The sequence below is a fragment of the Polynucleobacter sp. JS-Safj-400b-B2 genome, assembly GCF_018881975.1.
Taxonomy (GTDB): domain Bacteria; phylum Pseudomonadota; class Gammaproteobacteria; order Burkholderiales; family Burkholderiaceae; genus Polynucleobacter.
Genome location: NZ_JACVPJ010000007.1, coordinates 83,106 through 105,407 on the forward strand (window position 1 = coordinate 83,106; position 22,302 = coordinate 105,407).

Genomic DNA, 22,302 nt, shown 5'->3' on the forward strand with positions numbered 1-22,302 from the left:
TTACTCAGAGTTTGCTAACAGCAACATGCTGTAGCAGATTAATCACAGCTGGATGAATGATGTCAGTAAACGGTTTTGGAAAAACGCCCATACCGATCACGCAGATCGAAAGCACCGCCATTAAGAAATATTCGCGATAGTTCAGGTCTTTTAATTCTTCAACATGAGCGTTATTGATAGTGCCAAAAAATACCCGCTTCACCATCCACAAGGAATATGCAGCACCCAGTATCAATGCAGTTGCTGCAAGGATGCCAATGACAAAGTCATAATCCACAGCAGCCAATATCACCATAAACTCACCTACAAAACCAGAGGTAGCAGGTAAACCACAGTTGGCCATAGCCATTAATACGGCAAATGCAGTAAATGCAGGCATGCGATGCACTACGCCACCGTAATCAGCAATCTGACGGGTATGCATGCGGTCATAGAGTACGCCAATAGAAAGGAACATGGCGCCGGCCACAAAGCCGTGTGAAATCATCTGCACAATACCGCCCTCAATACCCAGCGGACTAAAGAGGAAGAAACCTAAGGTTACAAAGCCCATGTGAGCAACTGAAGAATAGGCAACCAGTTTTTTCATGTCTTTCTGAACAAGAGCAACTGCTCCTACATAGATCACAGCAACCAAAGACAAGAAGATAACAAACGGGCCTAAGTACTGGCTTGCATCTGGAGCAATTGGTAATGAAAAACGCAGGAATCCATAAGCACCTAGCTTCAACATAATTGCCGCCAATACTACTGAACCGCCAGTAGGCGCTTCAACGTGAACATCTGGCAACCAAGTATGTAATGGCCACATTGGCACCTTCACAGCAAATGCCATGAAGAATGCAGCAAACAACAGAATCTGTTCAACGATATCTAAGCGCGCATTTTGCCAAGCCAAGATATCAAAAGTATTCGTTACGTTGTACAGATACAGCATAGCAACTAGGGTTAACAAAGATCCCAGCAATGTATACAAGAAGAACTTAAATGCTGCATAAATACGATTATGACCACCCCACACACCAATGATGATGTACATCGGAATCAGGGTCGCCTCAAAGAAGACGTAAAACAATAAGGCATCAAGTGCACTAAATACACCAATCATTAATCCGGAAAGGATCATGAAGGAAGCAAAATATTGAGAAACCTTAGTTTGAATAACTTCCCAGCCTGCTATCACCACAATGATGTTGATAAATGCAGTAAGCACAATGAACCAAACCGAGATGCCGTCAATACCGAGGTGGTAGTTAATGTCGTAGCGCGGAATCCAACTGATTTTTTCAACAAACTGCATTCCTGGATTGGCAATATCAAAATGAATCACCAATGGAAGGGTTGCAATAAATCCCAATACAGATCCAATCAAAGCTAACCAGCGAACACCGGCAGAAGGCTTCTCAGACCCATAAAATAAGATAATGAGTCCAAAGACAATCGGGGTCCAAATGGCGTAAGAAAGAATCATAGTGGCTACTTAAGTAACAAAGGCCTAGCGAACAAAAGGCAGGTAAGCGTACAAAACCCAAGCAAGCAATACCGCCAAGCCCGCAATCATTGCGAAGGCATAGTGATACAGATAACCGGATTGCAAATGACGGATAACTCCAGCAAAGCGCCCTACTGCATGGGCACTGCCATTAACAAAGAAACCATCGATGATCTTTTGATCACCGCGATGCCATAAGAAGCTGCCGATCCAAATAAGGCCCTTAGCAAATACAGCTTGATTGATTTCATCAAGGTAGTACTTGTTATCAAACAATTTCTTAATAGGTGCGAATGTCTGCGCAACTTTACCAGGCAACTTTGGTGCCCATAGATATCCAATCGCTGCAGTCAATACACCCAGCACTACCAATAACAACACTGGCGATGTAAAGGCATGAATAGCCATAGCAATGGGACCATGGAATTCATCTTCCAATTCCTTCATTACAGGATGGCGAGCTAAATCAATAAAGATGGAGTCGCCAAAGTAAGTTCCGAATAACAAGGGAGAGATGGTGTAGAAACCAATAATTACAGATGGAATCGCCAAAAGAATCAAAGGCAGAGTTACAACGAATGGAGATTCATGCGGTTTTTGACCTGGTGCCAAACCATGGTGCGCGTGATCATGGCCATGAGCATGTAAATCATCATGACCCCAGCGCGCTTTTCCATGGAACACATAAAAGTACAGACGGAACGAATACAAAGCAGTAACGAATACGCTAGCCACAACAGCAAAGTACGCAAATCCAGAGCCGGGTATATGGCTAGCTGCAACAGCTTCAATGATGGAATCTTTTGAATAGAAGCCTGAAAAGAATGGCGTTCCTACAAGCGCAAGATTACCCAATAACATCATGAGGCAAGTGATCGGCATGTACTTCCAGAGGCCACCCATCTTACGCATGTCTTGTTCGTGGTGCATACCAAGGATCACACTACCTGCAGCAAGGAACAACAGCGCCTTAAAGAACGCATGGGTCATCAAATGAAAGATGGCGACTGGGTACGCAGAAACACCTAATGCCACTGTCATATAGCCAAGCTGAGACAAGGTGGAATAGGCAACGACACGCTTGATATCGTTTTGCACAATACCGAGGAAACCCATGAAGAGTGTCGTGATTGAGCCAATCACCAAGATAAAGCTCAATGCTGCATCTGAAAGCTCAAATAACGGTGACATACGAGACACCATGAAGATGCCCGCAGTAACCATCGTTGCAGCGTGAATCAATGCAGAAATTGGTGTTGGGCCTTCCATCGAATCAGGCAACCAAACATGCAACGGGAACTGAGCAGATTTACCCATTGCTCCAATGAATAAGCAAATACAAGCGACAGTCATCAAATTCCAACTTGTACCCGGAAGTGTCTGGGCTGCTAATGCTGAGTTCTGGGAAAAGATGACGTCGTACTGCATTGAGCCTGTGCTGGCTAACAAAATGCCAATACCAAGGATGAAACCAAAGTCGCCAACACGATTCACCAAGAATGCCTTCATATTGGCAAATACAGCGGACTGGCGCTCAAAATAGAAACCAATCAATAAATAAGAAACTACACCCACCGCTTCCCAACCAAAAAAGAGTTGCAAGAGGTTATTACTCATCACCAGCATCAGCATGGCAAATGTAAATAATGAAATGTAGGAGAAGAAACGGTTATAACCTTCTTCACCTTTCATATAGCCAATAGTGTAGATATGCACCATCAGTGAAACAAAGGTCACTACACACATCATCGTTGCAGTTAATGGGTCAATCAGAAAACCAATATCTAAATTGAGTTCACCCAACTGCATCCAGCGATAAACAGTTCCATTGAAATAGAAGCCATCCATCACCTGCACTAAAACATTGCAAGATAGTACAAAAGCGATCGTTACACCCAAGATAGTCACAAACTGACTTGCGCCATGACCAATGCGGTTACCGCCTAACTTTGTACCAAAGAAACCGGCAATGATTGAGCCAACTAAAGGCGCCAATGGAATTGCGCAAAGTACGGGAATATTTAAGGTCAATTGCATGACTAGCCTTTTAGGTGGTCAAGATCTTCGGCATTAATAGTGTCAACCTTACGGAAGAGCACTACTAAAATTGCCAAGCCGATAGCCGCCTCAGCAGCTGCCACAGTCAAAATAAAGAATACGAATACTTGACCTGCCATATCACCCAAATAATGAGAGAAGGCAACAAAGTTCATGTTGACCGAGAGAAGCATCAACTCAATAGCCATGAGCAATACGATGATATTCTTGCGGTTTAAGAAAATGCCAATCACACTGGTTGCGAACAAAATCGCACCAAGTACTAAGTAATGAGCGAGAGTGATATTCATTTCTTCTCCCCCCTTGAATCTTGTTTTGCTGCCATATCAGAACCCATCTTCACAATACGCATACGATCTGCAGAAACCACATTAACCTGCTCATGGATATTTTGCGCTTTAGAATCTTTACGGTTTCGCAATGTCAAAGCAACAGCAGCAATAATTGCTACCAACAAAATCACGCCAGCAACTTCAAACGCATATACGTAATCAACAAAGATCAACATGCCTAAGGCTTGAGTATTGTTTGCCATTACTTCTTCAGGCATAGGCTGCACCGGTGCATTGGTACCTATGAAGCTACGAATAATCACAATCGATAATTCCAGAACAATCACCGCACCCATTAAAAAAGCGACTGGTAGATACTTTTTAAAATCTCTGCGTAGATGTTCTATGTCTAAATCCAACATCATCACCACAAATAGGAATAACACCATTACAGCGCCTACATAAACCAGAATCAAGGCTAAGCTTAAGAACTCAGCCTTGAGCAACATCCAGAGTCCAGATGCACAAAAGAATGCCAACACCAGAAATAGCGCTGCATGAACTGGGTTACGGGCTGTGATCACGCGGACTGCAGAGATAACTAACAGGCCTGCAAAGCCATAAAAGAAAACAGCAAATAAAGTGGATGGATCGAATGTCATATTAGTTCAGCTCGATTCGATTAACGGTAAGGTGCATCAGCTGCACGGTTAGCGGCAATATCTTTTTCGTATTTATCGCCCACAGCTAAAAGCATATCTTTGGTGAAATACAAGTCACCACGCTTATCGCCAAAATATTCAAAAATATTGGTTTCAACAATGGCGTCTACTGGGCATGCCTCTTCACAGAAACCACAGAAAATACATTTTGTGAGATCGATGTCATAACGACTGGTGCGACGAGTGCCATCATCGCGCTCAGCAGTTTCAATAGTGATCGCATAAGCAGGACATACGGCTTCACATAACTTACAGCCGATACAGCGCTCTTCACCATTTTCGTAACGACGAAGGGCATGTAAACCACGGAAGCGGTTTGACAAGGGCGTCTTCTCTTCTGGGTATTGAATAGTAATTTTTGGCTTGAAAAGATAGCGTCCAGTAATAGACATACCAGTCAAAATATCTTTAAGCATCAAGCTATCGAGGAATTGGGAAATTTTCTTAAACATGATTAATCAACTTATTTCCAAATATTCCATGGAGATACTACCCATGCGCCGATAACAACCACCCAGAATACCGAGATGGGAATAAAAATCTTCCAACCCAAACGCATGATTTGGTCATAGCGATAGCGTGGCAATGTTGCACGCAACCAAATAACGCAAGATAGCAGGAAGAATGTCTTACCGAACAACCAGAAGAAGCCTGGAATATCGCGCAAAATTGGTAAGTCAACAATGGGTAACCAGCCGCCTAAGAACATGATGGAGGCAACAGCTGCAATCAAAATCATGTTGGCATATTCAGCCAAGAAGAACATGGCAAAAGACATTCCTGAATACTCAACCATATGGCCAGCAACAATCTCAGACTCACCCTCAACCACGTCAAATGGATGGCGGTTTGTTTCAGCTACACCAGAAATAAAGTAAATCAAGAACATTGGTAACAAAGGCAACCAATTCCATGAGAGGAAATTAAGGCCTATGCTCGCAAAGTAACCCTGTTCTTGAGAGGCAACAATTGTGCTCAAATTTAAGGAGCCAGATGTTAGCAAAACAGTGACCAAAGCAAAGCCCATGGCGATCTCGTAAGAGATCATTTGCGCTGATGCACGCATTGCACCGAGGAATGGGTATTTAGAGTTGGATGACCAACCGGCCAAAATAACGCCATAAACACCGATGGATGAAATTGCCATGATGTACAAAAGTCCAGCATTCACATCAGCCAAAACCATCTTCGCCTGAAATGGAATTACTGCCCATGTAGCAAATGCGGGCATGATTACCATGATTGGCGCAATAAAGTACAACACTTTGCTAGCTCGAGCAGGAGCAATAATCTCCTTCATCAAGAGCTTTAATGCGTCAGCAATTGGCTGCAATAAACCCAGTGGACCTACGCGATTTGGTCCAAGGCGAATATGCATCCAACCAATCAGTTTTCTTTCCCAAAGGGTTAAGTAAGCTACGCAAGCAAACATTGGCAATACGATGATGACGATGCGAACTAAAGCCCAAACTAAAGGCCACAGTGAGCCAAAAATAGCCTCACCTTGGGTGGTAATGAGGTTCAAGAAATTATCCATCTCTAACCTTATGCCTTACTAATAGTTACTGGACCAAACATCGATCCCAATTTCGCACTAGCCATAGTTCCAGCAGAGATTCTGACAGCACTTGGCGATAGATTTACTTCTAATGTTGCCGGCATATCAACGGATTGAGCTCCTTGAGTAACTCGAACAGCATCACCCTCTTTAAGACCCAACTCAGCAAATATATTTTTACTCAAACCGACCTGATTGCCGCGCTTAGCATCACGAGTTAATTGCAGTGCTGATGAACGACGTACGATTTGGTCGCCTGCATAGATATTGACATCAGTCAAACGCTCGAGACCATTGAAAGGCGCTAGATTTCCATTTGCAATCGAAGAGCTTGTAGCTTTGTTATTTAAGCGATTGCAATAACCATCATCCAATGCTTCCCCCAGCACTTCCTCAGGAGCATTAAACATGAAACCGTCCAAACCTAAGAGACCACCTATTACACGCAAAACTTTCCATGCTGGACGTGAATCACCTAAAGGCTTGACTGAAGGTTGAACCGTCTGAACTCTGCCTTCTAAATTAACGAAGGTAGAGACTGTTTCTGAGAATGTAGAGATTGGCAGAATGACGTCAGCAACATCCATTAAATCAGGACTCTTATAAGCACTCAATGCAATAACGGTATTAGCCTTTGCCAATGCTGCACGAGCAGCTGCTGGGTTAGGCAAATCTGAATCTGGCTCGATATTCATCAAAATCACTGCGCGACGATCGCCAGATAAGACTGACTCAATACCTAGGCCGTTAGCATTCACTAAAGATGCGCCAACTGCATTGCCGCCAACAGGCAAGAAGCCTAAAGTAGCACTAGTCTGTTCAGCAATAAATTGCGCCATGATATGCAAGTCTGAAGCATGGTGGTGTGCAATAGCAGCAGAACCAAGCAATACAGCTTTAGAGTCGCCGGAAAGCAAGCTATCAGCAATCTTCTGCGCCCCTGGAGAAATAGGTAAATTAAATATACCTACTGGTGCCGTTACCGATTTTGCTTTTGCAACAGCAAGCGCAACTTCACTCAATGCATTCAACCATGCGCTTGGAGCTGCAGAAATACCGCTACTTGGAATCAACCAGTCATCGCCACCTGCATCGATACGCAATACTTGCAAGGCACGTTTGTTGGCAGTGCGAATACGAGCAGCCAATAGAGGCTGATCTTTACGTAAGAAACTACCAATAACTAATACGCGATCCAATTCATTAATCTTTGCAATTGGCATCCCCAACCAAGGCGCAGTTGCAGCAGCATTCACATCCGTCTGGCGCAAACGCGTTTCAATCTGCTTAGAACCCAAACCGCGGACCATCTTTTGCAAGAGATGCAATTCTTCTGTGGAAGATATTGGGTGAGCTAATGCGCCAATGGACTCTGGGCCACTTTCAGCTGAAATTGTTTTCAGAGAATGGGCAACATAATCCAAAGCTGACTGCCAATCCGTTTCTAACCACTGGCCACCCTGCTTCACCATCGGTGTGGTTACACGATCAGCACTATTTAAACCCTCGTAAGAGAAGCGATCACGATCACTAATCCAGCATTCATTAATGGCTTCGTTTTCTAGAGCAACTACACGCATGACTTTATTAGCTTTAGTCTGAACTGTAGTATTCGCACCTAAGCTATCGTGCGGACTAACTGAACGCTTGCGGCCTAATTCCCAAGTACGAGCTGCATAACGGAATGGCTTGCTAGTCAATGCGCCAACTGGACACAAATCAATCATGTTTCCAGACAACTCTGAATCTACCGTCTGACCAACAAAGGTAGTGATTTCTGAATGCTCACCTCGGTTGACCATACCCAGCTCCATAACGCCAGCAACTTCTTGACCAAAACGAACGCAACGTGTGCAATGAATGCAACGGGTCATCTCTTGCATGGAGATCAATGGGCCAACGTTTTTATGGAATACAACACGCTTCTCTTCGTCATAGCGTGAATTAGACTTGCCATAACCAACTGCTAAGTCTTGTAACTGACACTCGCCACCCTGATCGCAAATTGGACAATCTAATGGATGGTTAATGAGTAAGAATTCCATGACAGAACGCTGAGCTTCTACCGCTTTAGCAGAATGCGTAAATACCTTCATGCCTTGGGTCACAGGGGTAGCACAAGCAGGTAAGGGTTTAGGTGCTTTTTCAACTTCAACAAGACACATGCGGCAGTTAGCAGCAATCGATAACTTCTTGTGATAGCAGAAGTGAGGGACGTAGGTACCGAGCTTATTCGCGGCGTGCATCACCATCGAACCTTGCGGAACTTCTACTGTCTTACCATCTAATTCGATTTCTACCATGCTCACTTTTAGATATCCCGTGCTCTAAATCTTTATAAAGGTTTTGCAGAATCTAAGCAGCGCTTATGTTCTACGTGATACGCAAATTCATCCATGTAATGCTTCAACATGCCACGAACTGGCATTGCTGCTGCATCACCTAAAGCGCAAATCGTACGACCTTGAATATTGGCAGCAACGTCGTTTAGCAAATCCAAATCTTCTGGTCGCCCTTCACCATGTTCAATGCGGTGAACAATGCGCCATAACCAACCGGTACCTTCACGACATGGGGTGCATTGGCCACATGATTCTTCGTGGTAGAAGTAAGACAAGCGCTCTAAGGCGCGAACCATACAACGTGTTTCATTCATCACAATCACTGCACCAGAACCCAACATAGAGCCAGCCTTAGCAATACTGTCGTAATCCATAGTCAGGTCCATCATCTGCGCACCAGGAACAACTGGCGCAGAAGAACCTCCAGGAATCACGGCCTTCAAAGCCTTGCCATCACGCATACCGCCAGCAAGCTTTATGAGCTCTGCAAATGGAGTGCCCAACGGAATTTCATAGTTGCCCGGATGAACTACGTCACCCGATACAGAGAAAATTTTGGTTCCACCATTATTGGGTTTTCCAAGCTCTAAATAGGCTGGTCCGCCAATGGCCAAAATAAATGGCACAGCAGCAAATGTTTCAGTGTTATTGATGGTTGTTGGCTTGCCATACAAACCAAAGCTTGCAGGGAAAGGTGGCTTGAAGCGCGGTTGACCTTTTTTGCCCTCTAAGGACTCAAGCAATGCAGTCTCTTCGCCACAAATATAAGCACCCCAACCTGGGGATGCATGCAGTTGGAATGAGAAATCACTGCCTAGAATTTTGTCGCCCAAGTAACCTGCAGCACGCGCTTCTTCCAAAGCCTCTTCGAAGCGTGAATACACTTCCCAGATTTCACCGTGGATGTAGTTGTAGCCAGTAGTGATACCCATGGTGTAAGCACCAATAATCATGCCCTCAATCAAAGCATGTGGGTTATAGCGCATGATGTCGCGGTCTTTAAATGTGCCTGGCTCACCTTCGTCACTGTTGCAAACTAAATATTTTTGTCCCGGGAATTGACGTGGCATAAAGCTCCACTTCAAACCGGTTGGGAAGCCTGCACCACCACGACCACGTAATGATGAAGCTTTTAATTCAGCAATGATGGAATCAGGAGCTACTTTGTCGTTAATTAAACGACGTAGTTGTTGATAGCCACCACGACTTTCGTAATCTTTTAAACGCCAGTTATCGCCATTTAATCCAGCAAGGATTAAAGGCTTGATATGACGATCGTGCAAGCTGGTCATGCTGCTTTCCCTTCTGCACGTAATTCAGTTAACAAAGCATCAATCTTCTCTTTGCTCATAAAGCTGCACATGCGCTTGTCATTCACCAACATGACAGGTGAATCACCACAGGCACCCATGCACTCACCCTCTTTCAAGGTAAAAGTTCCGCATGGGGTAGTTTCGTTGTAGCCAATACCTAAGGTCTCTTTGAGGTATGTTGCTGCAGTTTCACCATGGGTTAATTGGCATGGCAAATTAGTGCAAATTACCAATTTGTATTTACCAATTTTCTTGGTGTTGTACATGTTGTAGAAAGTAGCCACTTCATCAACAGCGATGCTTGGCATTTCTAAAATCTGGGCAACCGTTTCAATCACTTCAGGAGAAATCCAACCCACCTCAGTTTGAGCAGCAATCAAACAAGCCATCACAGCGGATTGCTTATGCTCAGCAGGATACTTAGCGATATTGTGATGAATATCGGCTAGGGTTTTATCGGATAGTTGCAGAGTCGTAGTCATTAAATATTCCTTGGCACGCTCAATTAGCGGTCAATCTCCCCGAATACAATATCTTGGGTACCAATAATGGTTACCGCATCAGCCAACATATGGCCGCGTGACATCTCATCCATTGCTGAAAGGTGTACAAATCCTGGAGCACGAATCTTCATGCGATATGGTTTATTTGCCCCATCAGAAATCAAGTAAATACCAAATTCACCTTTAGGATGCTCAACGGCTGAGTAAGCCTCACCATCTGGAACGTGAATGCCTTCAGTAAATAATTTGAAATGGTGAATCAATTCTTCCATATTGGTTTTCATATCGACACGCTTGGGCGGAGAAACCTTATGGTTGTCGCTCATCACTGGACCTGGATTTGCTTTTAACCAAGCTACGCACTGCTTAATGATGCGATTCGATTGACGCATCTCTTCCATGCGTACTAAATAACGATCATAAGAATCGCCATTAACGCCAACTGGGATATCAAAATCTAAACGATCATAGACTTCATATGGCTGCTTCTTGCGCAAATCCCATTCAATGCCTGAACCACGTAGCATCGGACCGGTGAAGCCGAGCTGCAATGCACGCTCTGGAGTCACGATACCGATATTCACCAATCGTTGCTTCCAAATACGGTTATCAGTTAAGAGGTTGCAATACTCATCCACGTTGGCATCAAAGCCATTAGTAAATTGCTCAATGAAGTCCAATAATGTGCCGCTACGGTTTTCATTCAAACGTTTAATGGCAGATGTACTACGAATCTTGTTCTTGGTGTACTGAGCCATTTGATCAGGCAAGTCACGATATACGCCACCAGGTCGATAGTAAGCAGCATGCATACGTGCACCAGATACCGCCTCATACATATCAAAGATATCTTCACGATCACGGAATGCATACAAGAAGACAGCCATCGCACCAACGTCTAGACCATGACAACCAATCCAAAGCAAGTGATTTAGCAAACGAGTGAGCTCGTCATACATCACACGGATGTATTGAGCGCGCAGCGGAACATCAACTTGTAACAACTTCTCAATGGCCATGACGTAAGCATGTTCATTGGACATCATAGATACATAATCCAAACGATCCATGTAAGGAACGTTCTGAATCCAAGTACGTGTCTCAGCCAATTTCTCAGTAGCGCGATGCAATAAGCCGATGTGAGGATCAGCACGCTGAATCACTTCACCATCAAGCTCAAGCACTAAACGTAATACGCCATGTGCAGCAGGATGCTGAGGACCAAAGTTGAGTGTGTAATTCTTAATTTGTGCCATGACTTAAACCGGACCTCCGTACTGCTCTTCACGAACAATGCGTGGAGTAATTTCTCGAGCCTCAATCGTGACAGGCTGATAGACAACACGTTTCAACTCTGGGTCATAACGCATCTCGACGTTGCCGCTGATTGGGAAATCTTTTCTGAATGGATGACCGATAAAGCCGTAGTCGGTCAGAATGCGTCGCAAGTCATCATGACCATCAAACAAGATGCCGTAGAGGTCAAATGCTTCACGCTCAAACCAGTTAGCGGAATTCCACACTGGAGTAATCGAAGCAACTAATGGGTAACTATCATCAGGTGCAAATACGCGTACACGCAAACGCCAATTGTGCTGCAAAGATAATAAGTGGCTTACAACCCCGAAGCGTTGACCGCTCCATGCGCTATCACGAAAATCTTGGTAATCAACACCGCATAAATCTATTAATTGTTCAAATGCGAGCGATGGATCATCACGCAACAACAAAGCTGATTCCAAATACGTGTCTGCATTCACAACAACAGTCACTTCACCCAATGCAATTTCAATTGATTTCGCGCGCTTACCTAAAACTTTTTCTAAGTTGGCGGCTAACTGATTTAAACGATCTGACATAGCTTAAGCCTTTCGCGCAATCGTGCTGGTGCGAGCGATCTTAGATTGCAACTGAATGATTCCGTAGATCAATGCTTCTGCTGTTGGAGGGCAACCAGGCACATAAATATCTACTGGAACAATGCGGTCGCAACCGCGCACTACTGAATAAGAGTTATGGTAATAGCCACCGCCATTAGCGCAGGAACCCATAGAAATTACCCAGCGTGGCTCAGGCATTTGGTCATAAACCTTGCGTAATGCTGGTGCCATTTTGTTGCACAAAGTGCCTGCAACGATCATCAAATCGGATTGACGTGGCGATGGACGAAAAACCACGCCAAATCGGTCTAAGTCATAACGGGAAGCGCCCGCATGCATCATCTCCACGGCACAACAAGCCAGACCAAAGGTCATGGGCCATAAGGAGCCATTACGCGTCCAGTTAATCAACTGATCCGCAGTAGTGGTCACAAAACCTTCTTTAAGTACGCCTTCTAATGCCATATCTATCACTCCCAGTCGAGAGCGCCCTTTTTCCAGATATATACAAAGCCAACGATGAATTCCAAGAGAAAAATCACCATAGAGGCGTAGCCAAGCCATCCAATATCACGCAACGCAACACCCCATGGAAATAGGAATGCAGTTTCAAGATCAAACAGGATGAAGAGAATAGCAACTAAGTAGTAACGCACGTCGAACTTCATACGTGCATCTTCGAAAGCTTCAAAACCGCACTCATAAGGAGAGAGTTTTTCTGCGTCAGGCTTTGAAGGAGCCAAAATTTTTCCGAGGAACATGGGGACTAATCCCACCCCAATGCCTACGAGGATAAAAAGCAGAACAGGAAAGTAATTAGCGAGATTCAAAATAGCCCTGATTCGTTTGTCTGGTAAATCCTATAATAAGCAAATTATTCATTGTTCCACTACACAAAGCATTGATTTAGAGCAAAAAATATATCAATACTTCTTTACTGGTGCCGACGGCGAGACTCGAACTCGCACAGCCTAAGCCACTACCCCCTCAAGATAGCGTGTCTACCAATTTCACCACGTCGGCATCTTGCAAAACCACTCAATTCTACTGCATTGCACAACTACACTACCTCCCTTTTGAGGTAGCTTTATGCGTAAAAGCCTACTTTTTTACTTGGGAACTGCTGGCTTGCTTGGGTCCTGAACTGGGGCTACTGGAGCGGCCGGGGCTACTACAGGAGCCACCGTGCCGGAGAGGGCGCCAGGACTCACTTCCTTCTTATTGCCAATCCAGGTAATACTTAAAGTACAAATGAAGAAAACAGCAGCAAATACGGCAGTTGCGTGTGACAGGAAGTTTGCAGAACCACTGGCACCAAATAGGCTTCCAGAAGATCCAGAGCCAAAGGCTGCGCCCATATCGGCACCTTTACCCTGCTGCAAAAGGACCAAAAGAATGACAGCCAAAGCTGAAATTACCTGTAACACGATCAATAAAGTCTTAAACCATTCCACAGCTCATCTCCAAATAAAAAATCTATGCCTGACAAATGGCTAGGAAATCTTGAGGATTTAATGAGGCACCCCCAACTAATCCACCATCAATATCAGGCATCGCAAACAATTCAAGAGCATTGTCAGGCTTGACACTGCCACCATACAAAATTCCAACGTGAGAAGCTACATCCTCATTAAATTCAGCCAATTGAAGGCGAATAGCACGATGCATATCTTGCGCAACTTGGGCGCTGGCAACTTTACCAGTACCGATGGCCCAAACAGGCTCATAGGCAATTAAGCAGTCCGCAAGACGATCTTGCAATACCCCGACTTGCTTTGCAATCTGAGCACAAACAATCTCTTCCGCCCTGCCTGAATTTCTTTCATCAGCAGTCTCGCCCACGCAAATTACCGGAGTCATGCCATTGTCTAACACCTGCAGGGCTTTAGCAGCAACAGATTCATCCACCTCTTGATGCATTTGACGGCGCTCAGAGTGACCAACGATGACATATATACATCCGAGCTCTTTGAGCATGGATGCCGAAACTTCACCAGTATAGGCACCTGAACTATAGGCTGAAGCATCTTGGGCACCCAGATTCAAAAAGGCCAATGAATGCTCTTTAATTAACTGTGCACATTGAGACAAATACGGAAAAGGAGGACATACCGCATATTTACGTCCTGATGGCATTCCACTCTCCATGCCACGAGCAACGGTTTTGATCCAGTCTTGATTGCTTACAAGACTGCCATTCATTTTCCAGTTGCCGATAACGATGAGTGGTCGCATAGGGGGTTATGAATATTTCTAAACAGTTAAAACAATTTTGCCAACGTGCTCAGATGACTCCATCAATGCATGAGCATCTGCTGCCTGATCTAGCGAAAACGTTTTATAGATCACTGGCTTTAATTTGCCTGCATTGAGTAAAGGCCAAACATTTTCAAAAAGCTGTTTTGTAATTTGCTTTTTGAATGACACTGGGCGTGGACGTAATGTAGAGCCGGTAATCGTTAAGCGACGACGCAAAATCTGATTAGTGCTTACCTCTGCTTTTGATCCACCCTGAATTGCAATAATCACAATACGACCATCATCAGCGAGACAGTCAATTTCTTTTTGTACATAAGCGCCAGTCACCATATCCAGAATGACGTTAACGCCTTTGCCATCAGTAACCTTCTTCACCTCTTCGACAAAATCTTGCGTCTTATAATTAATGGCGAGATCAGCACCTAATGCCACGCATGCGGCACATTTTTCATCCGTACCAGCAGTGACAAATACTTTATGACCTAGGGCTTTAGCGATCAAGATCGCAGTAACGCCGATACCACTAGAGCCACCTTGAACCAATAATATTTCGCCTTCAGCCAACTGGCCGCGCATGAATACATTACTCCATACAGTGTAGAAAGTTTCAGGCAAGGCTGCAGCTTCTTGATCAGTAAATCCTTTTGGATATGGCAAACACTGCGCAACAGGGGCGGTACACAAATCAGCGTAACCACCACCTTGAACCAATGCGCAGATTTTATCGCCTACCTTTAAACCAAATACATTGTCAGCATGGGTCAAATCTCCACCGACGATTTCTCCAGCAACTTCCAGACCGGGAATATCCGATGCGCCAGCTGGAACCGGGTAATGTCCCTTACGTTGCAAAACGTCAGGTCGATTAATTCCCGCAGCTAAAACCTTAATCAAAATTTCGCCAGACCCAGCAGCAGGAGCCACTGGATCGGGACGAGTGGCCGGCACCAGCATTTCTGGGGCACCAAATTCTTTGATTTCAATGACGCGCATAAATACTCCTGCTCGCTACGCTAGTTAAGCAGACTCGCCAGATGCTGGAGCTGCTTCTGCAACGACCTCAGAAGCACCCGCTAAAGGCTCAATCGTGCCACCTTCATCAGCCATCGCAGCTTTCAATGACAAACGTAAACGACCACGCTCATCAGCAGCCAACAATTTCACGCGAACCACTTGGCCTTCTGCCAAATAGTCTTTAACTTCTTTAACGCGCTCATTAGAAATCTCAGAGATATGTAAGAGGCCATCTTTACCAGGAAGAATGTTTACTAAAGCGCCGAATTCGAGCAACTTCACAACTGGACCTTCGTAGATCTTACCTACTTCAGCTTCAGCAGTAATGCCTTCGATACGTGATTTTGCTTCAGCCATGCCTTCAGCGCTTGTAGAAGCGATAGTTACGGTACCGTCGTCTTTAATATCGATGCTGCAACCTGTTTCTTTAGTCAAGGCTTGAATAGTTGCGCCGCCCTTACCGATGACTTCACGAATCTTGTCTGGATGAATCTTGAAAGAAACCATACGTGGAGCATGAGCAGACAATTCTGTACGAACTGAACCCATTGCTTCTTGCATCTTGCTCAAAATGTGCAAACGACCTTCTTTAGCTTGCGCTAAAGCAACTTGCATAATTTCTTTTGTAATACCTTGAACCTTAATATCCATCTGAAGCGCAGTGATACCGTTAGCAGTACCTGCTACTTTAAAGTCCATATCACCTAAGTGATCTTCATCACCCAAGATATCTGTCAACACAGCAAAACGATTGCCGTCAAGAATCAAGCCCATTGCAACACCAGCAACGTGAGCCTTAACAGGAACGCCAGCATCCATCATAGCTAAACAGCCGCCGCAAACAGAAGCCATTGAAGATGAACCGTTGGACTCAGTAATCTCTGAAACAACACGAATGCTGTATGCAAAATCTTCTGCGCTTGGCAAGACTGGAATCAATGCGCGCTTAGCCAAACGACCGTGACCAATTTCACGACGCTTTGGGCTACCTACACGGCCAGTTTCGCCAGTAGCGAACGGAGGCATGTTGTAGTGGAACATGAAACGATCGCGGTACTCACCTTCGAGCGCATCAATAATTTGCTCGTCACGTGCAGTTCCTAAGGTAGCTACAACAAGAGCTTGTGTTTCACCACGGGTAAACAATGCAGAACCGTGTGTACGTGGCAATACGCCGTTACGAATTTCGATTGGGCGAACAGTACGTGTATCGCGACCATCTATACGTGGCTCGCCGTTCAAAATCTGGCTACGAACAATCTTCGCTTCGATTTCAAACAAGATATCGTTTACGGCAACTGCATCAACATCACCCTCTTCTTGTAACTTAGCAACCACTTCTTTAGTAATTTCTTTGAGCTTGTCTGAACGAGCCCCTTTTTGACGAATCTGATAAGCCTCGCGCAATGGCGCTTCAGCCAAAGCAGTAACCTTGGCGATAAATGGCTCATCTTTAGGAGCAGCAGTCCAATCCCACTCTGGCTTGCCAGCTTCAGAAACCAATTCGTTAATTGCGTTAATCGCGGTTTGCATTTGGTCGTGACCGTATACAACTGCTCCCAACATAATTTCTTCAGAAAGTTGATTCGCTTCAGATTCAACCATCAACACAGCTGCTTGTGTACCGGCAACGATTAAATCCAGTTCACTTGTAGCTTGCTCTGTGCGAGTTGGGTTCAATAAATATTGACCGTTAGCGTAACCAACACGTGCTGCGCCAACTGGACCAGCAAATGGAATGCCTGAGATAGCCAATGCTGCAGAGGCAGCGATCAAAGCAGGAATATCAGAAGGAACATCAGGGTTGATAGACAACACGTGAACCACTACTTGAACTTCGTTCAAGAAGCCTTCTGGGAACAGTGGGCGCAATGGACGATCGATCAAGCGGGAGATCAATGTCTCACCTTCTGATGGGCGACCTTCACGACGGAAGAAGCCACCGGGAATCTTACCTGCTGCGTAAGTTTTTTCTAAGTAATCAACAGTCAATGGGAAGAAGGATTGGCCTGGCTTTGCAGACTTAGAGGCAACTACTGTACCCATTACTACTGTGTCATCGACGTTAACGATAACGGCGCCACCAGATTGACGAGCGATCTCGCCTGTTTCCATAGTTACCTGATGATTGCCCCATTGAAAACTCTTTACTGCTTTTTTAAACATAGTCATTCTGATCTTCTCCAAATTGTTCACGCAACACTCACATGAGAGTTACGCTTGTCGTGGGATAAAGCAGTGTCACGACAACACTGGAGCGATTTAAGATCACAAGGGATGCCATTCCAGGGAGGCTCTGAATCAAGCTTCAGAAGCTCATTGGAATGACACAATCCCCTACACAAATAATCTTGAAACGCCCAAAAAACATGCCATCTGCTTAAGACTGATTCCGCGAAGAAACAACCCTAAGATAGATGGCATTGCATACCGATAAGAATTACTTACGGAGACCTAATTTCTCGATCAATGCGCGATAGCGGTCCAAATCTTTGCCTTTGAGGTAATCCAAGAGGCGACGGCGACGTGAAACCATCTTCAACAAACCACGACGGCTGTGATGATCTTTAGCGTTAGCCTTGAAATGGGGGGTTAATTCATTGATGCGGGCTGTAAGCAATGAAACTTGAACTTCAGGGCTACCCGTATCGTTTGCGCTGCGCGCGTTTTCTTTGACGATTTCCGCCGTTTTAATATGAGCAACTGCCATTTTTAATACTCCTTACTTGCGAACACTTGAGCTTTCACCCAATTCGTGTCGTGCATGATTAACAAAATAAAACAAAAAAAGCTTTACAAATCAAAGCCCTCGAATTGTAGCAGAGCCAGCGCCGGTTGATGTATTCGTAAGCTTGATTGGACATCCTGTATCATCGAAATCTAACACATATTTACTATAATCCCTTTAAAAACAAAGACTTACATATTATGCGCCTCATTTATCGCTCCACTATCGCCATTCTTTGCATCGGATTTGGCCTGTTACAACCTGCTTATGCACAGTTTGGCTCCCTTTTTGGCCCAGAAAAAACCATTGCCGAACAACGACAGGCTGTTTTAGCCAAGAACCAGACCACACTGAAGCAGCTTTACGAAGCGCAGCCTAAAGCCAGGGAATTAATTGAAAAATCCGTGGGCTATGCGACTTTTAGTAATTTTGGTATGAAAATTCTGATCGCAGGCGGCGGCACAGGTAGTGGTGTAGTGATGGCCAAGGACAGAAAGCCGGTATACATGAATATGGCTGAAGTACAGGCTGGACTCGGGCTAGGGATTAAGTCCTTCCAAAATATTTTCGTTTTTCAAACCGAAGCAGCCATGAACGACTTTATTAATTCAGGCTGGACTTTTGGCGGACAAGTTACTGCTGCAGCCAAATATGACAAAGATGGCGGCGCATTACAAGATGCGACTGTGGTTTCTCCGGGCGTGTTGATGTATCAACTGACCGACTCCGGCCTTGCCGCTGAAATTACCGGCAAGGGCACGAAGTACTATAAGAATACTGATTTAAATAAGTAAAACATCAATCGCTACAGATGATCCAATGATTAAGGGGTCATCTGTGCATTGATCTTTGCTTGGCTCGGGTCGTGCAATTTATTCAAAGCAGATAAATACGCTTTTGCAGAAGCGGCAATAATGTCTGGATCAGTACCCACGCCATTGACGATACGCCCACCTTTTGCCAAGCGCACAGTAACCTCTCCTTGAGATTGCGTTCCTGAAGTAATTGCATTTACTGAATAGAGCAACTGCTCCGCACCACTCTTTGCAACTTCCTCGATCGCATTCAAACTCGCATCTACTGGGCCATTACCTTCGGCTTCAGAGCTAATCTCTTTATCACCCATGCGGAATGTCACGCGTGATTTAGGGCGTTCGCCAGTTTCTGAATGCTGACTTAATGAAATAAATTTGTAGTGCTCACCCTCTTCAGCCGCGGCTGAATCAGACATGATGGCGATAATATCTTCATCAAAAATCTCAGACTTTTGATCTGCTAATGTTTTAAAACGGGTAAATGCCTCATTCAAATCAGCCTCAGCTTCAACGGTAATACCCAACTCTTGCAAACGCTGTTTAAATGCATTGCGACCGGATAATTTCCCCAAAACAATCTTATTAGCAGACCAGCCTACATCTTCTGCACGCATGATTTCATAGGTATCACGGTTCTTCAAAATACCGTCTTGGTGAATACCAGAGGTATGAGCAAATGCATTGGCACCCACCACAGCTTTATTCGGCTGCACTACAAAGCCAGTGATCTGAGAAACCAATTTAGACGCAGGCACGATTTGAGTCGCATCAATACCGCAAACCATGTCAAAGTAATCTTTACGTGTACGCAATGCCATCACAATTTCTTCTAATGCAGTATTGCCCGCACGCTCACCTAAGCCATTAATCGTGCACTCAATTTGACGTGCTCCACCGATCTTGACACCAGCCAAAGAATTTGCAACGGCCATACCCAAGTCGTTATGACAATGCACTGACCAGATAGCTTTATCGGAGTTAGGTACACGGGTACGCAAAGTTTTAATGAACTCGCCATATAACTCTGGAGTGGCATACCCAACTGTATCTGGAATATTGATCGTAGTGGCACCTTCATTAATAACAGCCTCAACTACTCTGCACAAAAAATCCATCTCTGAGCGGTAACCATCCTCTGCAGAGAACTCAATATCTGATGCCAAGTTTCGTGCAAAACGAATCGAGCGCTTAGCCTGCTCTAATACTTCTTCTGGCGACATGCGTAACTTCACAGCCATATGCAATGGGCTCGTAGCCAAAAACGCATGAATACGCTTCGCATTGGCTGTCTTCAAAGCATCGGCAGCGCGTGTGATGTCCTTGTCATTTGCTCTAGCCAATGAACAAACAATGGAGTCCTTGACCGCAGAAGCTACTGCAGAGATGGCTTGAAAGTCCCCCTCGGAGCTAGCAGCAAAACCCGCTTCAATCACATCTACCTTGAGGCGCTCCAATTGACGGGCAATACGAACCTTTTCATCCTTGGTCATCGATGCACCAGGGGATTGCTCGCCATCACGTAAGGTGGTGTCAAAAATGATTACTTTGTCGCTCATCACTACTCTCCGGTTTTGAATACTTCTTTACTAATTAATTTATTCGATCTGATAAAACAAAAACCCCAGCAATTTGCTGGGGCTGGTATGTGTTGGCTAATGAATTTTCTTTATCTCATTAACTCAGGCCTTACCCGCCCCAAGCTTTAGGCTTAGTGCTAGAAGCAGTTTCCCGCTAGGAAGGTTGGATAAAGAGAAATTCATAATCATAGAATTACTATACCCCAAAATTGTGGAATTAGCTAAAACGCTTGCCGCTGAGTCGCTCCCAGGCCCAAATGACATAGCCGGAGATGGAGTACACGACGAATAAACCAAATAAGGTTAAGGGCGGATTAGAAGAGATCAAAACAAAGGTCAGGATCATCAACACCATGACTCCAAATGGAACGCGATAGCGAACATCTAGGGCCTTGCCACTATAAAAACGGGCATTGGAAACCATCGTAAGGCCTGCATAAACCGCAATAAAGAAGGTGATCCAAGGGATGGCCGTATCACGCACTGGAATCTTGTTGTCGTCTGCCAACCAGATAAACCCAGCCATTAATGCACCTGCAGCTGGGCTAGGTAGACCTTGAAAAAACTTCTTGTCGACAACGCTAGTATTGACATTGAAGCGGGCTAAACGCAACGCCGCACCGGCGCAGTAAGTAAAAGCCGCTAGCCAGCCCCATTTGCCCAAATCCTTTAAGGCCCATTCATACGCCACTAAAGCAGGCGCAACGCCAAAGGAAACCATGTCAGCGAGTGAATCATATTGCTCACCAAAAGCACTCTGAGTATTGGTCATGCGCGCAATACGACCGTCCATCCCGTCAAGCACCAAAGAAGCAAAGATAGCAATCGCTGCAATTTCAAAATGGTGATTCATCGCATTAACGATGGCAAAAAATCCACTGAATAAAGCCGCAGTTGTAAATGCGTTAGGCAAAAGGTAAATGCCCTTGCTTCGTAAGCGGGACTTTTGAGGATGCAGCTCCTCTGCTTCGTAATCAACCCCATCGCCCAATTCCTCCGCCCACTGCCGCTCGCTTGATAAAGTAGAACGAGAAGAAAGACGGCTACGATCAATACGACCACGACGGCGAAATGTACTCAAAGCGTATCCCGGTAAAAGATTCGAATCAATCCAAGCCAGGCAAACGCGCCAAAGCTGTATTTGTTGCAAATACTTTATCACCAACAGAAACCAATGGCTCTGCAGTTAAGGGCAAATACACGTCAACACGTGATCCAAAGCGAATAAACCCATAACGCTCACCAGCTTTAAGGCGATCACCAACGTGGATATAGCAAAGAATGCGTCGCGCAATCAAGCCGGCGACTTGTACCAAAGTAACTATTTGGCCATTAGCATCAATCACAACGGCATTACGCTCGTTTTCGGTTGATGCCTTATCTAAATCAGCATTAACAAATTTGCCAGGGAAATACTGGATTTCCTTTACTAAACCATTTACTGCGCTACGGTTAGAGTGGACATTAAAGACATTCATGAATACGCTAATTTTGAGCGCTTCACGTCCAGCATAAGGATCGTTGGTTTTTTCAACCACAACAATGCGACCATCGGCTGGGGATAAAACAAGATCTCGACCCATAGCAGCAATACGCTGTGGGTCGCGGAAAAACTGCAGAACAAAGATAAAAATGATCCATAGAGGCCATGACCATGCAATGCCACCTAAGAAGTGAACCAGCAAAGTCAACGCCCCCAATAACGCTAAATACGGCCAGCCTTCTTTCGCAATAATGGGGTGTGGATACATCATCTTCGTTCTGAGCCT

At 44.9% G+C, this 22,302-nt stretch carries 22 protein-coding genes and 1 tRNA gene; 1 reads left to right on the top strand and 22 read right to left on the bottom strand.

What is annotated here, in order from left to right; genetic code table 11:
* Positions 1–4: 4 nt before the first annotated feature.
* From ICN48_RS09130 to rpsO, 19 genes are all read right to left on the bottom strand, one after another.
* A complete protein-coding gene (locus tag ICN48_RS09130) occupies positions 5–1,471 on the bottom strand; it encodes an NADH-quinone oxidoreductase subunit M (protein ID WP_216153385.1) in 1,467 nt (488 codons plus the stop codon).
* Positions 1,472–1,495: 24 nt separating this feature from the next.
* Positions 1,496–3,529, bottom strand: coding sequence for an NADH-quinone oxidoreductase subunit L (gene nuoL, locus ICN48_RS09135; RefSeq protein ID WP_216153386.1), 2,034 nt, complete (start codon positions 3,527–3,529; stop codon positions 1,496–1,498).
* Between the two features lie 2 nt (positions 3,530–3,531).
* Positions 3,532–3,840, bottom strand: a complete 309-nt coding sequence (nuoK, locus tag ICN48_RS09140; RefSeq protein ID WP_215364463.1) for an NADH-quinone oxidoreductase subunit NuoK — start codon at positions 3,838–3,840, stop codon at positions 3,532–3,534.
* On the bottom strand, positions 3,837–4,484 hold the full coding sequence (locus ICN48_RS09145; RefSeq protein ID WP_216153387.1) for an NADH-quinone oxidoreductase subunit J: 648 nt from the start codon (positions 4,482–4,484) through the stop codon (positions 3,837–3,839). Before ICN48_RS09145 ends, nuoK begins: the two co-directional genes overlap by 4 nt.
* 20 nt (positions 4,485–4,504) lie before the next feature.
* Positions 4,505–4,996: an NADH-quinone oxidoreductase subunit NuoI gene (gene nuoI, locus ICN48_RS09150; protein WP_216153388.1), complete on the bottom strand. Its 492-nt coding sequence runs from the start codon at positions 4,994–4,996 to the stop codon at positions 4,505–4,507.
* An 11-nt stretch (positions 4,997–5,007) separates the two neighbouring features.
* On the bottom strand, positions 5,008–6,081 hold the full coding sequence (gene nuoH / locus ICN48_RS09155) for an NADH-quinone oxidoreductase subunit NuoH (RefSeq protein WP_216153389.1): 1,074 nt from the start codon (positions 6,079–6,081) through the stop codon (positions 5,008–5,010).
* Positions 6,082–6,089: 8 nt separating this feature from the next.
* Positions 6,090–8,405, bottom strand: coding sequence for an NADH-quinone oxidoreductase subunit NuoG (gene nuoG / locus ICN48_RS09160; protein WP_216153390.1), 2,316 nt, complete (start codon positions 8,403–8,405; stop codon positions 6,090–6,092).
* Between the two features lie 32 nt (positions 8,406–8,437).
* Entirely contained in the window at positions 8,438–9,736 is a 1,299-nt protein-coding gene (gene nuoF, locus ICN48_RS09165; RefSeq protein ID WP_216153391.1) for an NADH-quinone oxidoreductase subunit NuoF, read from the bottom strand.
* Entirely contained in the window at positions 9,733–10,239 is a 507-nt protein-coding gene (gene nuoE, locus ICN48_RS09170; protein WP_216153392.1) for an NADH-quinone oxidoreductase subunit NuoE, read from the bottom strand. Before nuoE ends, nuoF begins: the two co-directional genes overlap by 4 nt.
* Before the next feature lie 23 nt (positions 10,240–10,262).
* On the bottom strand, positions 10,263–11,516 hold the full coding sequence (locus ICN48_RS09175) for an NADH-quinone oxidoreductase subunit D (RefSeq protein WP_216153393.1): 1,254 nt from the start codon (positions 11,514–11,516) through the stop codon (positions 10,263–10,265).
* A 3-nt stretch (positions 11,517–11,519) separates the two neighbouring features.
* The gene (locus ICN48_RS09180) at positions 11,520–12,119 is read right to left on the bottom strand and encodes an NADH-quinone oxidoreductase subunit C (protein ID WP_216153394.1); all 600 of its coding nucleotides are present in this window, start codon (positions 12,117–12,119) and stop codon (positions 11,520–11,522) included.
* Positions 12,120–12,122: 3 nt separating this feature from the next.
* Complete coding sequence (locus tag ICN48_RS09185; RefSeq protein WP_011902891.1) at positions 12,123–12,605, bottom strand: NADH-quinone oxidoreductase subunit B family protein; 483 nt, start codon at positions 12,603–12,605, stop codon at positions 12,123–12,125.
* A 5-nt stretch (positions 12,606–12,610) separates the two neighbouring features.
* A complete protein-coding gene (locus tag ICN48_RS09190; protein ID WP_215358987.1) occupies positions 12,611–12,970 on the bottom strand; it encodes an NADH-quinone oxidoreductase subunit A in 360 nt (119 codons plus the stop codon).
* A gap of 108 nt (positions 12,971–13,078) precedes the next feature.
* Positions 13,079–13,163: transfer RNA gene (locus ICN48_RS09195), tRNA-Leu, on the bottom strand.
* 86 nt (positions 13,164–13,249) lie between these two features.
* Complete coding sequence (gene secG / locus ICN48_RS09200; RefSeq protein WP_216153395.1) at positions 13,250–13,594, bottom strand: preprotein translocase subunit SecG; 345 nt, start codon at positions 13,592–13,594, stop codon at positions 13,250–13,252.
* Between the two features lie 22 nt (positions 13,595–13,616).
* Entirely contained in the window at positions 13,617–14,375 is a 759-nt protein-coding gene (gene tpiA / locus ICN48_RS09205; RefSeq protein WP_216153396.1) for a triose-phosphate isomerase, read from the bottom strand.
* An 18-nt stretch (positions 14,376–14,393) separates the two neighbouring features.
* A complete protein-coding gene (locus tag ICN48_RS09210) occupies positions 14,394–15,392 on the bottom strand; it encodes an NAD(P)H-quinone oxidoreductase (RefSeq protein WP_216153397.1) in 999 nt (332 codons plus the stop codon).
* A gap of 24 nt (positions 15,393–15,416) precedes the next feature.
* Positions 15,417–17,585 (bottom strand): polyribonucleotide nucleotidyltransferase, encoded by a 2,169-nt coding sequence (pnp, locus tag ICN48_RS09215; protein ID WP_216153398.1) that lies wholly within the window; start codon positions 17,583–17,585, stop codon positions 15,417–15,419.
* Positions 17,586–17,853: 268 nt separating this feature from the next.
* Positions 17,854–18,123 (bottom strand): 30S ribosomal protein S15, encoded by a 270-nt coding sequence (gene rpsO, locus ICN48_RS09220; RefSeq protein WP_216153399.1) that lies wholly within the window; start codon positions 18,121–18,123, stop codon positions 17,854–17,856.
* Between the two features lie 218 nt (positions 18,124–18,341).
* Between rpsO and ICN48_RS09225 the strand changes: the two genes are divergently transcribed.
* Positions 18,342–18,935, top strand: coding sequence for a YSC84-related protein (locus ICN48_RS09225; RefSeq protein WP_216153400.1), 594 nt, complete (start codon positions 18,342–18,344; stop codon positions 18,933–18,935).
* 29 nt (positions 18,936–18,964) lie between these two features.
* Here ICN48_RS09225 and ICN48_RS09230 read toward each other — a convergent pair whose 3' ends face one another.
* The 3 genes from ICN48_RS09230 to ICN48_RS09240 all read right to left on the bottom strand — a co-directional run bounded on the left by ICN48_RS09230 (position 18,965) and on the right by ICN48_RS09240 (position 22,287).
* On the bottom strand, positions 18,965–20,512 hold the full coding sequence (locus ICN48_RS09230) for a 2-isopropylmalate synthase (protein ID WP_216153401.1): 1,548 nt from the start codon (positions 20,510–20,512) through the stop codon (positions 18,965–18,967).
* A 238-nt stretch (positions 20,513–20,750) separates the two neighbouring features.
* On the bottom strand, positions 20,751–21,524 hold the full coding sequence (pssA, locus tag ICN48_RS09235) for a CDP-diacylglycerol--serine O-phosphatidyltransferase (protein WP_370624196.1): 774 nt from the start codon (positions 21,522–21,524) through the stop codon (positions 20,751–20,753).
* A 115-nt stretch (positions 21,525–21,639) separates the two neighbouring features.
* Positions 21,640–22,287: a phosphatidylserine decarboxylase gene (locus tag ICN48_RS09240; protein WP_216153403.1), complete on the bottom strand. Its 648-nt coding sequence runs from the start codon at positions 22,285–22,287 to the stop codon at positions 21,640–21,642.
* Between the last annotated feature and the right edge of the window lie 15 nt (positions 22,288–22,302).